The organism is Methylorubrum pseudosasae, assembly GCF_029504475.1.
Taxonomy (GTDB): domain Bacteria; phylum Pseudomonadota; class Alphaproteobacteria; order Rhizobiales; family Beijerinckiaceae; genus Methylobacterium; species Methylobacterium extorquens.
Map to the genome: position 1 here is coordinate 55704 of NZ_JAQGDU010000001.1, position 13863 is coordinate 69566.

General features: G+C 66.8%; 19 protein-coding genes. 11 read left to right on the forward strand and 8 right to left on the reverse strand.

Annotation, left to right across the window (positions count from 1 at the left end; all coding sequences use genetic code 11):
- Positions 1 to 157: 157 nt before the first annotated feature.
- The 5 genes from M2437_RS00325 to M2437_RS00345 form a co-directional block, all read right to left on the reverse strand.
- Complete coding sequence (locus M2437_RS00325) at positions 158 to 595, reverse strand: hypothetical protein (protein WP_253386680.1); 438 nt, start codon at positions 593 to 595, stop codon at positions 158 to 160.
- Positions 596 to 835: 240 nt separating this feature from the next.
- A complete protein-coding gene (locus tag M2437_RS00330) occupies positions 836 to 1288 on the reverse strand; it encodes a hypothetical protein (RefSeq protein WP_253386679.1) in 453 nt (150 codons plus the stop codon).
- Positions 1288 to 1710 (reverse strand): hypothetical protein, encoded by a 423-nt coding sequence (locus tag M2437_RS00335; RefSeq protein ID WP_209688079.1) that lies wholly within the window; start codon positions 1708 to 1710, stop codon positions 1288 to 1290. Before M2437_RS00335 ends, M2437_RS00330 begins: the two co-directional genes overlap by 1 nt.
- An 83-nt stretch (positions 1711 to 1793) precedes the next feature.
- A complete protein-coding gene (locus tag M2437_RS00340; protein ID WP_253386678.1) occupies positions 1794 to 2255 on the reverse strand; it encodes a thermonuclease family protein in 462 nt (153 codons plus the stop codon).
- A 45-nt stretch (positions 2256 to 2300) separates the two neighbouring features.
- Complete coding sequence (locus tag M2437_RS00345) at positions 2301 to 2681, reverse strand: hypothetical protein (protein ID WP_253386677.1); 381 nt, start codon at positions 2679 to 2681, stop codon at positions 2301 to 2303.
- An 856-nt stretch (positions 2682 to 3537) separates the two neighbouring features.
- Here M2437_RS00345 and M2437_RS00350 point away from each other — a divergent pair.
- The 5 genes from M2437_RS00350 (at position 3538) to M2437_RS00370 (ending at position 9141) form a co-directional block, all read left to right on the forward strand.
- Positions 3538 to 4923, forward strand: a complete 1386-nt coding sequence (locus M2437_RS00350; protein WP_253386676.1) for a carbohydrate porin — start codon at positions 3538 to 3540, stop codon at positions 4921 to 4923.
- Between the two features lie 110 nt (positions 4924 to 5033).
- Positions 5034 to 6740, forward strand: coding sequence for a methyl-accepting chemotaxis protein (locus tag M2437_RS00355; protein ID WP_060769338.1), 1707 nt, complete (start codon positions 5034 to 5036; stop codon positions 6738 to 6740).
- A gap of 116 nt (positions 6741 to 6856) precedes the next feature.
- Positions 6857 to 7687, forward strand: coding sequence for a substrate-binding domain-containing protein (locus tag M2437_RS00360; protein ID WP_499006348.1), 831 nt, complete (start codon positions 6857 to 6859; stop codon positions 7685 to 7687).
- Positions 7688 to 8215: 528 nt separating this feature from the next.
- A complete protein-coding gene (locus M2437_RS00365; RefSeq protein WP_253386740.1) occupies positions 8216 to 8758 on the forward strand; it encodes a hypothetical protein in 543 nt (180 codons plus the stop codon).
- A complete protein-coding gene (locus tag M2437_RS00370; protein ID WP_253386739.1) occupies positions 8755 to 9141 on the forward strand; it encodes a hypothetical protein in 387 nt (128 codons plus the stop codon). Before M2437_RS00365 ends, M2437_RS00370 begins: the two co-directional genes overlap by 4 nt.
- An 81-nt stretch (positions 9142 to 9222) precedes the next feature.
- Here the strand turns inward: M2437_RS00370 and M2437_RS00375 are convergent, their stop codons facing one another.
- Together M2437_RS00375 and M2437_RS00380 are read right to left on the reverse strand one after the other, a co-directional pair.
- A complete protein-coding gene (locus M2437_RS00375) occupies positions 9223 to 9390 on the reverse strand; it encodes a hypothetical protein (RefSeq protein WP_253386738.1) in 168 nt (55 codons plus the stop codon).
- Between the two features lie 73 nt (positions 9391 to 9463).
- On the reverse strand, positions 9464 to 9928 hold the full coding sequence (locus M2437_RS00380; protein ID WP_253374250.1) for a transcriptional repressor TraM: 465 nt from the start codon (positions 9926 to 9928) through the stop codon (positions 9464 to 9466).
- Between the two features lie 658 nt (positions 9929 to 10586).
- Here M2437_RS00380 and M2437_RS00385 point away from each other — a divergent pair.
- Together M2437_RS00385 and M2437_RS00390 are read left to right on the forward strand one after the other, a co-directional pair.
- Positions 10587 to 10757 (forward strand): hypothetical protein, encoded by a 171-nt coding sequence (locus M2437_RS00385; protein ID WP_209688085.1) that lies wholly within the window; start codon positions 10587 to 10589, stop codon positions 10755 to 10757.
- 253 nt (positions 10758 to 11010) lie between these two features.
- Entirely contained in the window at positions 11011 to 11748 is a 738-nt protein-coding gene (locus M2437_RS00390; protein ID WP_253386737.1) for a methyltransferase domain-containing protein, read from the forward strand.
- A gap of 43 nt (positions 11749 to 11791) precedes the next feature.
- On the opposite strand, the gene M2437_RS00395 is transcribed toward M2437_RS00390, so the two are convergent.
- A complete protein-coding gene (locus tag M2437_RS00395) occupies positions 11792 to 12046 on the reverse strand; it encodes a hypothetical protein (RefSeq protein ID WP_253386736.1) in 255 nt (84 codons plus the stop codon).
- 41 nt (positions 12047 to 12087) lie between these two features.
- On the opposite strand from M2437_RS00395, the gene M2437_RS00400 reads away from it, so the two are divergent.
- The 4 genes from M2437_RS00400 to M2437_RS00415 all read left to right on the forward strand — a co-directional run bounded on the left by M2437_RS00400 (position 12088) and on the right by M2437_RS00415 (position 13761).
- Positions 12088 to 12336 carry a type II toxin-antitoxin system VapB family antitoxin gene (locus M2437_RS00400; RefSeq protein WP_253386735.1) on the forward strand — a complete coding sequence of 83 codons (249 nt, stop codon included), beginning with the start codon at positions 12088 to 12090 and terminating at the stop codon, positions 12334 to 12336.
- A complete protein-coding gene (locus tag M2437_RS00405) occupies positions 12336 to 12731 on the forward strand; it encodes a type II toxin-antitoxin system VapC family toxin (protein WP_253386734.1) in 396 nt (131 codons plus the stop codon). Before M2437_RS00400 ends, M2437_RS00405 begins: the two co-directional genes overlap by 1 nt.
- Positions 12732 to 13091: 360 nt before the next feature.
- Positions 13092 to 13445, forward strand: coding sequence for a DUF736 domain-containing protein (locus tag M2437_RS00410; protein WP_253386733.1), 354 nt, complete (start codon positions 13092 to 13094; stop codon positions 13443 to 13445).
- A gap of 67 nt (positions 13446 to 13512) precedes the next feature.
- Positions 13513 to 13761 (forward strand): hypothetical protein, encoded by a 249-nt coding sequence (locus M2437_RS00415; protein ID WP_253386732.1) that lies wholly within the window; start codon positions 13513 to 13515, stop codon positions 13759 to 13761.
- Positions 13762 to 13863 lie beyond the last annotated feature (102 nt).

Sequence of the window (13863 nt, forward strand, 5' to 3'; positions counted from 1 at the left end):
CTGAATATGAGATGGCGCGTCCCTTCGGGACCGTGCTCTACTCGCTTCGCTCACCGAACCCCGTGACCGGGTTTCGGCCCTGCGGGTGACGATCACATCGCGCGGGCTCGCGTCGAGGATCAGGATCACCAGAACCGATCCAGCAGTTTGACCCCGGCTACTGGCGCCTCGTCTCGGAGGTCGTTCCCTTCAGGAGCGCCTCCATCTCCAGGCGAGCGGTCTCGTCAGGGGTGCGCTGCGGGGCCTCCATCACGGATGGACCCTCGCCCAGGAGCGCCTCCAGCATCAGGCGGATCTCGGCGTGATCGGCCGAGAGCGGCCGGGCCGGCTCCTTGACCATATCGCGCATCAGCGATTCTTCGATGTCCTCGGGGAGGCTCGGGAGATGTTGGCGAGCCAGGGTGAGCAGTAGGCTGGGACTGAGGTGCTCCGCGTACTCGGTTCCGAACCAGATCTGTGGTGAGGCGCGCTCCTCATCGTCCATCTCGGCGGTGTGCAGCGCCTCGTTCCAGATCTGGAGGTAGAAAGTGGAGAGCGGGGCATCCCAGCCGATCGCGAGACTGACGCCCGGTTGATCGAACTCGTATCGACTCATCGACGGCCTTTCAGCTCACACGCCCGATACCTGCCGCAGTGATCCGCTCGCGACCGGCAGCGTGCACACCCAGAAGACAGTAATTGGGGTCGATGAGATCTGCAACGCGAGCGCATTTCTCAAAGATTGATCGCTTGACCACTGCTGATGATGCAGGCTATTCAAGCTTGCGATCCGCAGCCGGGTCACGGAAAGTCCGTATGCCGGCGATCCTGCCGTTGAGGCATGAACCGGGCGGCTTCAGGCAACGTCGAAGAAGAGATCGAGCTGCTCGGCCTTCGTCTGGCGCGTCCGGCCCTTGCGCGGCGCCGGCTTGGGCGCAGCCGGCGCGAATACCGGCAGAGGCACCCCGGCCTTCCCGTGGAGGTACGCGCCGACACAGGCTTCCTCGGTAGTCAGAAACACGATGCAGGTATGCGCCGCGGATTTCAGAATGCACCGCGTGAGCGGCGTCGTCTTCGGCAACTGCGCCAGCGCCTCCATGAGACACGGCAGGCCGGCCGAGAGGATGCCGAGGATCGGATACTCGAAGGCCAGCCCGGCACAGGTCAGGCGCGCCGCGCCGGCCGTGGTCGACGGGAACGGGTTGAGGGCAAAGTCGGTCCCCTCGTCGCGCAGGAACGCGGCGAGCAGCGCACGGTCCTTCCCATCGATCAGCGCGGCCAGGCGTGACCTGTCGGATCCGACTGTCATCAGAGCACCGGATACAGCCCGAGGAACAGGTCCCCCAGCGCCCGGCGGCGCAGGAAGGTCAGGCGTCGCCGCCGGATGTGCTCCGGCCGGTCGTGCTCCAGGTGGCAGCGCTGGCACCAGGCGGCGAGATCGGCGGGGCCGTTGCGGCTTGTGTCGTGCTCGCGGTGGCAGGCGGCGAGGATCGGCCGGGTCAGCCGGGCACTCGCGAGGTCTGGCATGCGCCGCAGAATGCGCCCCCGGCCCGAGCGCCAGACGCCGCCGTCGGCATCGTACCAGCTCCCGTCATCGACGCAGACGATGACCCGCCCATGCGGGCGTCCGCAGCGCTCGCAGAACCCTCCGGCCCGGCCGAAGCGGATCACCGCCGAGAGCTGCGGCCAGTCGATCGGGTAGAAGTGGCGGTGTTCGGGGCGGATCGGCACGGTCCGGCCACGCTAGCACGGCAAGGAGTCCGAGGAATCCCCCCGGCGCCTCGTCGTCCCTCGGAATTCGGTCGCCCGGCTCCTCAGCGCCGGTCCAAGCGGCACCAGTGATCCGCCCGCTCCTCCCACGCCTTCCGGCCCGGCCGGTAGGCCACCGCCAGGCCCTCCCGCATCAGGATCGCGCCGACCTCTCCCGCCGGCACCCGCAACGTCCCGAGCGTCCGGCCGTAGCGATCGGTCTCGCCGGCGCGCGCCAGCTCGACGGCCTGTCCACGGATCAGGCCGGCCAGGCGCTCCTTCGCCTTCAGGCCAGAGATCCGCTCGGCCTCGCAGCGCGGCCGGGACACCTCCGGCGTGTCGATCCCACTCAAACGGACCTTCTCGGCACAACCGCGCGCGGGCACGGCGCAGGGGAGGGCGACGGTATCGCCGTCGAGGACGATCAGGCGGTCGCCATCGAACCGCTCGGCCGACGCCGGCCGGATCGCCAGCGTGCTCGCACAGCCGACGGCCAGCCCCAGCACGGCCCACATCCGACGGCTCATCGCAGCTCCCCTCACGCTCGCGGTGTTCGCGCCCGGCCTATCGCCTCAGCCCCCATAAGCCCAGATCGGAATGCCGCGCGGCTGGCCGGGTGTGTCGCGATAGTAGGTCAGGTTGCCGAAGTTGATCCGGGTCGGGTCGATCCACTGCGCCGCGCGCCCACCCACCACCAGGGCACCACAATGGTCCGCCCGAATGATCCCGACCTTGGGATGGACTCCGAACAGGTCGAGCTCGCTCCAGCCGAGATCCACCGCCTCCGCTCCGAAGCGCTCGAGGAAAACGAGCATCGCCGCGTGGACCCTCTGCCACGTCTCGCCATGCAGGCCGGGGCAGGGGGACGTCGCCGGGTTCATGCGCTCGATGCGGTCGCGCCAGGAGTGAAAATTCGGTGAAGGGTCGGTGGCGACGGGGTGGGGAACTGACATCCCGGCCCCTTACCTCAGGCCGGTCGCCCGGTCCTATGGTCAAAGCCTAATCAGCTCAACCATGTGAGGGGCTGCTTCCGATCCCTTGCAGAAGGTCGGAAGGTCCGCTTCCGGGCACTTGATGAGCCAGAGCCGCACGACCGGGTTGGGTGGCTTTGCGACGGTCCGCTTTCGGATGACGTCTGCATCCGCAACAGCTGGGGCAAACGCGCGCGCCCCGTCACTGCAGAGGCCGCCGCCAGCACACGCAAGACCCTCAACCTCAACGCCGTCGGGCGTGCGCCCCGTCCGGCACCGTGAGCCATTGCCCAGGCGTCGCCTGAGCTAACCCTTCTCTGCGAAGCTAATCCGACAGCATTGCAATCTGAGGTTGGTCGTATTTCTTCGTCTCACTGCGAATTGGGATATAATATTGCAATCTGACCTGTCAGATACGGCATAATAATGCGTATCGCATCTAAGGTTGTTCGATTTTACGCTCAGAATTGGATTCGAATTCGCTGCGACCTAGCGCACGGCAATCATTTGTTAATTTGATATATGATAGTCCGAATTTGCTTGCTTAGAGATTAGAGAAAATCATTCGATTTCCGGTCAGTTTCAATAATAACAGCTGCATCTTCATCTGGTTCCACCAATCGATCGCAATATATTCCGGGTTAGTGACAGTATTTGCAATAATGCAGTAGTGTTGACTATGCGGCAGGTTTCCTGCGCCGATCGCCTCCTCTCCGGACCTGTGAAATCCATGTCGCCGCCAGGAAGACCGCTCATTCTGTCGCTCTCGCTTGCGATGGCGCACATCGTCGCGTCGGGGAAGATCCCTGCCCTCGCGCAAACCGGCCCCGAACGCGGGATGGCTTCGGCTCACGGAGCCGAGCCCCCCACCCTCTCGGCCATTCCGCGCCTCCGCCGCCTCTCCGGACCCGCACGACCGGCCTTCGGTGGCGCCGGCCTGCCCCTGGCGCGCCCCTCGACGGCGGCCGGGGTCAACACGGCCCCGGCCGGCAGCCTCGACACCCAGAGCGCAGCCCCGCAATGGGGCGTGCTTGGCAATTTCGGCGGTGTGCGAGACGATCTCTTCCGTGCCGGCATCCGCATGGACGGCAGCTTCGACTACCAGACCTCGACCAATGTTCAGGGCGGCCCCTACCAGTCGCTGCGCGGCGCAGGGCAGCTCGCCGTCCGTTCCGCCGTCGACATGGATCGCCTCGCCGGACTCGCCGGCGGCACCTTCAACGTCGCTCTCACCTACCGCTTCGGCCGCGGCCTCACCGCGGACCAGCACTTCGGTGTGCTCCAGCAGACCGAGGAAATCTTCGGCCGCGGCCGGTTCCCGCGCCTGACCCAGCTCTCCTACACCCAGCGCTTCGGCGAGTTCGTCGACCTCAAGTTCGGCCGCCTGCCGGTCAGCACCGACTTTGCCGGCTTCGCCTGCGAGTTCCAGAACCTCACCTTCTGCGGCAACCAGCCCGGCAACCTCGTCGGCAACTACTGGTACAACTGGCCGGTCTCGCAATATGCCGCCCGCCTGCGGCTCGGCAACACCGACACCGGTTATCTGATGGCCGGCGTGTATCAGGTCAATCCGCGCGACCTCGAGAACGGCTTCAACTTCGACCCGTCCGGCGCCGTGGGCGCCTTGGCCATCGTCGAGGCCGCGGCCTTCCCGACGCTCCCGCCCTTCTCCTATCCCGGCAGCTATACGGTCGGTGCGTGGTACCAGACCGGAGGCGGGCCCGACCTCTTCCTCAACCGCGAAGGCCTGCCCCTGGCGGTGGTCGGAGGCGCGCCGGTGGCGAACCGCGAGCGCAGCGGCCTCTACGGCGTGGCCGTACAGGAACTCTACCGTCCCAACCCCGCCAACCCGTTGGGCAGCTTCTCCGCCTTCGTCCGCGTCACGATGGCCAATTCCTCGACCTCGTTCATCGACAGGCAGGAGACCATCGGCTTCGTCTACAAAGGCTTCTGGGCTGCGCGTCCGCTCGATTGGATCGGCTTCGGCATCGGCCAGTCGCATGCCAGCCGTGGCCTGGCGCAGAGCGTCCAGATGGCCAACCTGCTCGATGGTGGCGTCCGCGCGCTCCCCGGATACGAGCGCGCGTTGGAGGTCTTCTACAGCCTCGCCCTCTCTCCCGACGTGGTGGTCCGGCCCAACATCCAGTTCATCAACCGTCCCGGCGGCGTCGGCGGGCGGGACGACATCCTGGTCTTCGGCGTCAAGAGCGGCGTCACGTTCTGACCCGGACAGGCATGGGGCCAGCGCAGCAATGCGGCCCGCGCCGACGCAAACGCCCCGCCCTTCCACGATCAAACTCCATTCGGACCCGTCCTCCTCAAAGGTTCGCCGCCATGCCGATCAGCAAGAGAATTCGCTCGATCAATCTACGATCCATCAAGTCGAAAATCATCGGTACGTTCGCGATCCTGGTTGTGTTGTCCGGCCTGACCGGCGGCTTCGCGATCCTCAAGGTCGATCAGGTCTCGGCGATCGGCGCGGCGCTGGCCCGTCAGGTCGAGGCCGTGACCTTGCTGGGCGACCTCGCCCGGCTCAGCCAGCAGCTCCGTGCGCTGACGGCGCTGCAGCACTACAGCCCGAACGAGACGCAGCGCAGCGCCTATGCGCGGGAAGCCGAGGAGGGCCGCGTCGCCTTCTCGAAGGCCTGGGGCGACTACGCGACCCTGATCGAGGGCGCGCGCGAGACCCAGCTCGCCGAAACCCTGCGTAACGCGTGGCAGCACTTCCTGGCGATCGAAGAGGAGATCCTCATCCTCGACCGGGCCGGCCTGAACGAGACCGGAACAGCTGTGCTGCAGGGTGACATGCTCTCGGAGGCCGCCAACTTCTACACCGCGGTGCGGGCCGTGCAGGCCTATCGTCAACAGGAGGTCGAGATCGCCACGGCCGCCGCCCAGGAGATCCGCGCCTCGGCCCGCTTCTGGATCGTCTCGGCCTTGGCCTGTCTGCTGACGCTCTGCACGCTGGCCGGCTGGCTTCTGACGATGACGATCTCCCACCCGATCGGGCGCATGACCGGCGTGATGGGCCGGCTCGCGGATGACGACATCGGCGTCGAGGTCCCCGATCAGCGCCGCTCCGACGAGATTGGCCTGATGGCAGCCGCGGTTCAAGTCTTCAAGGACAACATGATCCGCAACAAGGCTCTCGAGGCCGAAGTGGCCGCCCAGCGCGCCGGGGCGGAGGCGCAGCGCCGGACCGCCATGCGCGAGTTGGCGGACGCATTCGACCAGTCGGTCGGCGGGATCGTCACGGCCGTCTCCTCGGCGGCCGTTCAGATGCAGACGACCGCCCGCCACCTCTCGGTGTCGGCCGAGGCCACCTCGGTGCGCGCCGTGGCGGTCTCCGCGGCGGCCGAGGAAGCCTCCGTCAACATCCATTCGATCGCGGGCGCTGCCGAGGAACTCGATGCCTCGGTGACGGAGATCGGCGTCCAGGTCGAGCGCTCCTCGGCGATGTCGCAGGCCGCCGTTCGGGAGACCGAGGGAATGACTGCGCTGGTGCGCGAGCTGACGGGCGTGGCCGCCAGCATCGGCGACGTCGTCGACACCATCGCCGGCCTTGCGGGCCAGACCAACCTGCTGGCGCTCAACGCCACGATCGAAGCGGCGCGGGCCGGGGAAGCCGGCCGCGGCTTCGCGGTCGTGGCCACGGAGGTCAAGGAACTCGCCAACCAAACCTCCCGTTCGGCCAGCGAGATCACGGCCAAAATCGAGGCGATCCAGTCCTCGACGGGACGGACCGCCACGGCCATCGATGGCATCTCCGCCTCGATCCGCTCGATCAACGAGACGGCGACCGCCATCGCGTCGGCCATCGAGGAGCAGGGGGCGGCGACGCGCGAGATCGTTCAGGCCATTGCCCAGGCCTCGAGCGGCACCGGCGAGGTGACCGCCAACATCTCCGGCGTGGCGAGCAACGTCGAGGAAACCGGGACCGGCGCCGCGCAGGTTCTGAGTGCCTCGGGCGAACTCGCCCAGCAATCCGATCTGCTGCGCCGACAGGTGCAGTCGTTCCTCGACACCGTCCGTGCCGCCTGACGTCCGCGCTTCCACCGAGGCTTGCCATGAAGCAACTCACCAGATCCCTGCCCGCCGCCCTGCTGCTGATCGCTCTCGCCGCACCGGCCGCCGCCGAAACGAAATTCACCCTCTTGATGTCGGAGGTGGGCGATCCCTTGCTCGACAGCCTGCAGGCCTCCGTCCTCAACACGGCCACCTCCAAGTTCTCCGCCTCGGTCGATGTGGCGCAGGCGGCCGGTAACGGGGGAACCCAAGTGGTCCAGGGTCGGGCCGCCCTCGACGCGAAGCCGACAGCCCTGATCGTCAATCCCGTCGACGACGCCAGCGCCAGGACGATCACCGAGATGGCCGCGGCGGCCGGGATTCCGGTGGTGTTCGTGAACAAGCGCCCGAGCGGTCCGGTGGCCCATAGGATGGCGATCGTCAGCGCGAACCACCTCGTCGCAGGTCGGGTTCAGATGCGATTGCTCGCGCAGGGTCTCGGGGATCGCGGCAACGTGGCCATACTGCGCGGCAAGGACAGCGACAACGCCGCCCAGGAGCGCACCGCCGGCATGAAGGAGATCCTCGGGCAACGGCCGGGGCTGAAGCTCCTGGCGGAGGCGAGCGCCGATTGGAGCCGGCGGCGGGCGCAGGATCAGGTGACGGCATGGCTGCGCAGCGGCCTGAAGCCTGACGCCATCGCCGCCAACAACGACGAGATGGCGCTCGGTGCGGTGGCCGCCCTCAAAGCGGCCGGCCTGTCGGGCAAGGTCTTGGTCGGCGGCGTCGACGGAACCTCGGACGGGATTGCGGCCGTGAAGAGCGGCGAATTGTTGGTCAGCGTCCTTCAGGATGCGCCGATGCAGGGGGCCCAGGCGGTGAACGATGCCGTGAAGCTCGCCCGCGGAGAGTACGTGCAGCCCTACGACTGGGTGTCCCATCAGTTGATTCTGGGGGGCAATGAGCGGGCAAACGGACGATGACACGCTTTACGACCGGCGAGTGCCGCAACTGCCTCGCCGCGGCCGGCTACGACACCGACTTGGCCGTCGCTAAATGAGCGGGAGCGGTTCTAGCCGTTGCAAAAGTCTGGTGCGAATTTACTCGGTCAAAGGATGCCGATAAACGGGGCCTTCGCCGAGCGTCAGTTTTGAAAGTTGCCGCCAGACCACCCCAACTCTGAAAGGGGCGTGAAGCTGAAAGGCTGCTTCCGGGCGAAAAATTTATTGCCGCTCCCACCCCGAGCTGAATTTGCCGCACGGCCGATGAAAGTCTGCTTCGGGGGACGACGACAGCGTTCCAGCCGACTAGACTGGGTCGGCTGCGGAACGTCTGCTTCAGGGCGAAGCGTCAGGGTCCGCTTCCCACCCGCAGCGGCCCTTCAAGCGGCCAAGCTGATTGGGGTTGGACCCTAGCCTGGGCTGGGCTCAGAAGTCGGAGGAGACCAGGGGCTTCGCGATGGGATGATCGACCGGAGAGAGGCTCCGGTGCCCGTCGCGAAAGCTAAGCCGATGCCCCGTCTTCTCGTCCTTGCCTGCTCGGCGACCAAGCGCCCCGATCCCGAACGCATCCCGGCACTCGCGCGCTACGACGGCCCGCTGTGGCGGACCCTGCGCGCCGCCGACCCGGAGGGCCGGCGGGCCCGGGTCGCATTCCTGTCGGCCCATTACGGCTTCCGCGACGCGGCGACGCCGATCGCGGCCTACGACGCGCGGCTGACCCAGGACCTCGCCGAGCGGATGGTCGCCGACGGCGTGACCACGCGCTGGCCCAGGCCGCCCTCGCCGCGGCGGCCCGACACCTACGGCATGCACGCCGGCGCCGAGATCGCCTCGATGACAGGGTATGGCGCCGAGCCGTTCGAGGATGTCGCGCTGGTGGGTGGACAACTCTACCTCGACGTCATGCAGGCATTCGTGGCGGGCTTCGTCACCATGGGCTGCGTCTGGCCGAACGCCCGCATCACCGTCATCAACGGGCCGATCGGCCTGATGCGGCGAGATCTTCGACATTGGTTGCTCGAGGCCGCCTCGGTGCAGGGAGGGCGATCATGACCGCTCGCGTCGGGCACAACGGCGGGCCGGCCCTCGGTGAGCTGGCCGACACGCGCCCCGGCCGGTGCAAGCACTGCCGGCACTGGATGGCGCCCTCGGACGAGGAGCAGCGGGCTTACGAGTGGTTCCACCTCGGTCTGTCCCGCCGCCGCGTCCGGCGGCCGACGGGCGCCTGCGACCGCGTCTTGGTCGGCAACAATCCCAGGCCGGCCTTCTCGGCCACCTCGGCCGAGTTCGGCTGCGACAACTTCGAGGCGGCTCCGCCGCTCCCAATCCCTCGCGGCGGCGGTTTTGTCACGATCTGGCAGGATGGACGCATCGCCTGGCAGGGCAGGGAGGAGGACATCCCGGCCCGCTTCCTCCAACAGGACCTGGATTTGTGAGGACTGGCGGCCTTACGTTTCGCGTTGTCGCATTGCGCTTCTCGAACGAGGGGCGCGCCGATCCTCTTGCGGGGCCGGGCCCTAGCGCCAGCGTTCGCCGGTCCCGAGTCCGATCACCCGACCGTCGAGCCGGGCGATCTCGACGGCCACTTTCCCCCAGAACCGATCCCGGGCCGCATCCGCGCCGCGCGCGGCCCGAGCCCGATCCCGGGCCAGCCAGTAGGCCGGGCCGCCATAGCGCGCGACCATGATCCGGGCTCTTGCCCGGACCCGCGCACGGTCCCGCGCTTGGCGCAGCCAGCACATCCCCGCCTCGCAGGGGTCAGTTGGGGATGGCCTCTCCGCTCGGCTCCTCCGCCGCCATGTCCTCTTCGGAAAGGGCTCCGAGCAGGATCAGGACCCTGCCGAGGTTGAGCATCGAGCGGATCGACCGTCCGGTGTCCACCGAGACGGAATTGCCCTGCCATGCGAGGTAGCAGAGGCGCAGAGCGGCGATGTCCGGATCGGACGTCGCGTCCAGCCGGTGGCCGCCCTTGCCCGACCTGCGCGGCAGCTTGGCGGTGAAGCCTTTCGGCGTGTAGCCGAGCGCGCTCAGCAGATCCACGAGCGCGAAACGACGCTCGGCGAGCAGGCATTCGGCCTGGATCAGGTCGCCATGGGTGACGATCAGCGACCCTTCATCGATCCCGTCCTGCACCCGTTCAAGCTCGACGAGGGCCTTGATGTAGAGGCGCTGGGCCTCGATCGTCCGCGCTTCCAGGGTTTCGCGATCGTGCGAGCGGTGCATCGAACCACCCCTGCAGGCCCGTGTCCGCGGTGCGCCCCCGCTAACGAGCCTCAACCACCCATAGTCGGGGAGTTGGAAAACCGTGTCTGAACGGTCCCTACGACCTTTAGCAGTGGGGCGCCTGGACATGCGTCGCAGGCTCCCCGACCAAGAAGGTCAAGGAATCCGGCGCCGTCACGGCCGGCGCCATACCGTCAGACAAGGGGTTTCCACGCCCCAGGGCGGCGCGTACCACCCTGACCGGATCGTAGGCGCTCGTGCGGACTCGATCCACTCCGAAGCTGCGGTTTGCCACGCTTGGTTGCGCGAGGGATCGCCCCCGCCACCAAGCCTTCGCGGCCATCGTGACGGCAACAGAGCTCTGGCGCTCCATCCGAGAGATGCCCGACCCGCTCAGATCCGGCAACGCTGGCGACGACATCACGAGAGGCCGACGACGGCGCATACCTCGGCGCGTCGTGCAGGGGCCACCCCGCTCTGATCGGCGCTGACCCTTGGTCACTCCCGGGGCCTTCCACGATCAACCCTCAAGGGGTCCGCTCCGCATGCGCGGGCGGCCGCTCCCGGCTTCGCCTCCCGCGGTGATCGCGGCCCCGTCCGGACCTTTCGGGCGCCTGTCGAGCGGGGACGGTCCCCGCCGCAGGACGGGAGCCGCACCATGGCGCACGATCTCACCCTCGCCCGCAGCAGCGCCTACCACCTGGCCCAGTCGCTGATGGTCTGCGTCACCCTCTTTGTCACCGACGGCGGCTACGGCGTCATGCCCAGCGACGAGTTCGACGGCGACCCGGCGAGCGTGATCCACGAGTTCGACCCCCACGGCGAATGAGAGCGGCGTGCGCCGGGCCGGGGGATTGCCCCGGCCGAGGCCTTTGCTCAATCCGCCTCGGGTTCACGCGGCAGGGCGGCCTGCCCCTGGACCGTGCTCTTCAGTCGGTGAGCAGGACGGGATCGGTTCGTTGCCGCGGCAGAGCCTTCGCCCGTCGTGCATGTCGTCGGGCCTCCCCGTCCCATGGGCTTGGACAAGAGACGGAGATCGTCGATAGCCGCGAGCCGACAATCTGATCCATGGAGCACCGCTCATGAGCGAAGTTCAGCGCCACTACGAAGATTTGCTAGCCAGTCATTATTCATGGATGAGTGGAATGACATTTTTGGACAAGGTTGCGGAGCAGCGCAAGTTGTTGGAGGTGCTTGGCTTCCTAGCCGTGTCGAAAGGCGTGGCTCTCGATCTTGGCTGCGGTCCAGGTTATCAAGCAGCGGCTCTATGTGATCTTGGGTACCAATCAGTTATTGCTTTCGATACAAGCCAGGCACTGCTTGATGAGTTAAAGTCTGTTGCCGGTAGTCGATCCATCGATGCTCAACTTGCAGACTTGCGTGAATTTACGTCAATCGTTGGTGCAGAGGGTGCCGACGCCATTGTCTGCATGGGGGATACACTCACCCACCTTGATGATCGAGCCGATGTGTCGAAGCTGTTGCACGATGCCTACCACACATTACGTCCCAATGGCCGGCTCGCACTGACGTTTCGGGATTTCTCGGTTGAGCTGACCGGTGCCGACCGATTTATACCAGTGCGCGCAGACGACCGGCGTATTATGCTATGCGCGCTGCTGTATGAGCCCGAGCATGTCGTAGTAAACGATCTTGTTTATCTCCGTTCGAACAATGGATGGCATCTTAGTAAAAGCAGCTATCGAAAGATCCGTCTTGTTCCATCATCGATCTCTGATGAGTTACGCACGATAGGTTTCTCTGTCGAGATAGATGTAACCATCGACCGGATGCAGGCCATCGTCGCGCGTAAGCGATAGAAGTCAATTAAATAATTGCTCCGCCTCCGGCCGAGGCCTCCATTCACTCCGGTTCGGGCTCCGGCGGCAGGGCGGCCAAGCCTTGGATCGCCGCCTTCAGTCGGTGCTTCCTCTCCGCACTGTCGACGAACCACATCTCGATCTCGACCGGATCGAGCGTGTCGACATAGGCCGAGCGCGGCACCACGCAGCCGGCCTCCCGGATCGTGCGAATGTTGTGCTGGTAGCGCCGGACCTGCTCCGCCAGCGGGAGTTCCGGGCCGTGCCGGAGAAGCTGGTCGGCGGGCCACCTCGGCATTGCTCTACCCTTTTGAGCCTTTCGGCCCGCGCGGGATATTCATGCCGCTCTACGTCAAGGATCCGCAGGTCGATGCTTTGGCCGATGAACTCGCGGCGCTGACGCGCAGCACAAAGACCGAAGCAGTCCGGCAGGCGCTTCAGAATGAGATTACCCGCGAGAAAGGCAAGGCCGATCTCGTCGAGCAGTCGGTCGCCTTCGTGCGCCAACTGAAGCAGCGCGCCGGTTCCGGGCCGGGACAGCCCGTCGACAAGGCGCTCATCGACAGCCTCTACGGCGAAGGCCGCTGATGTTCGTCGACGCCTCCGCGCTGATCGCGATCCTCACCGACGAAGCCGAGGCGCGGATTCTTGTGGCCCGCCTCCAGCGGGCGCCGCGCCGTATCACCACGCCGCCCGCGGTATGGGCGAGCACCGTCGTGATGGCCCGCAGCCTCGGCCTGCCGATCCCGGAGGCCAGGGAGGCGCTCCAGGCGTATCTGGCGCTCGCCAGCATCCAGGTGGTCAGCGTGCCCGCCAGCGTCTCCGACGGTGCGCTCGACGCCTACGATCGCTACGGCGAGGGACGGCACCCGGCCGCCCTCAACTTCGGCGACTGCCTCGCCTATGCCTGTGCCCGCTACTACCGGCTGCCGCTGCTCTACAAGGGCGACGGCTTCGCGCGGACCGACATCGAGGCGGCGTGATCCTGGCTGGGAGCTCGGAGCGAGCGTCATCGACCGGAGCGCGTGTCAGGGCGGTCCGGAGGGCCAGGGGACGCCAGGCTGTCCTCGAACCCCCGCGCACGAACCGCTGCCCTGCGGCCTCTCGAGATGGGCTGGTCTAACCGGGGACGGCTTCGCCTCGGCCGGACTACCGCAACGGCGGGGTCTCGGGTTTCTTCCCCGCCGCCCTGCGGGCGGCTCCTCGCGGAACAACAAACCCGGCCCCCTGCCGTCCTCCGCTGCGCTTCGGCCAGCACGCTGGTGCGGCGCCGGCCGCCTCCGGCTCAACGACCGCCATCGAGGCCGCGAGGGCGCGGCTCCGAAGCGAGAGAGGACCTCACCATGGCGACCATCGGCACCTTCACCCGGACCCAGAACGGCTTCACCGGCGAGATCGCGACCCTGACGATCCATGCCAAGCGGGTCACGATCGTCGAGACGACTGGCGACAGCGAGAACGCGCCCACGCACCGCATCTACCTCGGCAAGGCGGAGATCGGCGCCGGCTGGGCCAAGCGCTCGCAGGAGCAGCGCGACTACATCTCCCTCAAGATCGACGATCCGAGCCTGCCCGCCCCGCTCTTCGCCAACCTCTGCGCCGACGAGGATGGCAAGACCTTCCAGGCGATCTGGAGCCGCTCCAAGGCCCGCCCCATGGGCCGCCAGCAGGGCCGCCAGCCGAGCCGCCGGGACTGAGCCCCGGAGCCTCGGCGCCCCGCCCCGACGGGCGGGGCGGGTTCAGGATCAAGCGGAGAACATCGGAATGGCTTACGCGTTTGACACACTCGGATATTCCAAGGCCCTGCGCACGGCTGGTATCCCTGTCGAACAGGCAGAGGCCCATGCCGAGGCGGCCCGGGAGTTCATCATGCACGAACTCGTCACCAAGGAAGATCTGCGCACGGCGATGGAGCTTCAGACGCTCCAGATGACGGTGCGTCTCGGCGGCCTGATTGCGGCTGGCTTCGTGGCGATGTTCGGAGCGCTCGCAGCTTTGATCAAGCTGACCTGATCGGGGTCGGGCGCCTCGCACCGCTGGGCGGGGCGCCGCGAGAGTCTGAATTCGGGAATGCCGTAGGTCAGCCCGAGTTGGGTCGACATCGGTCTCATCAAT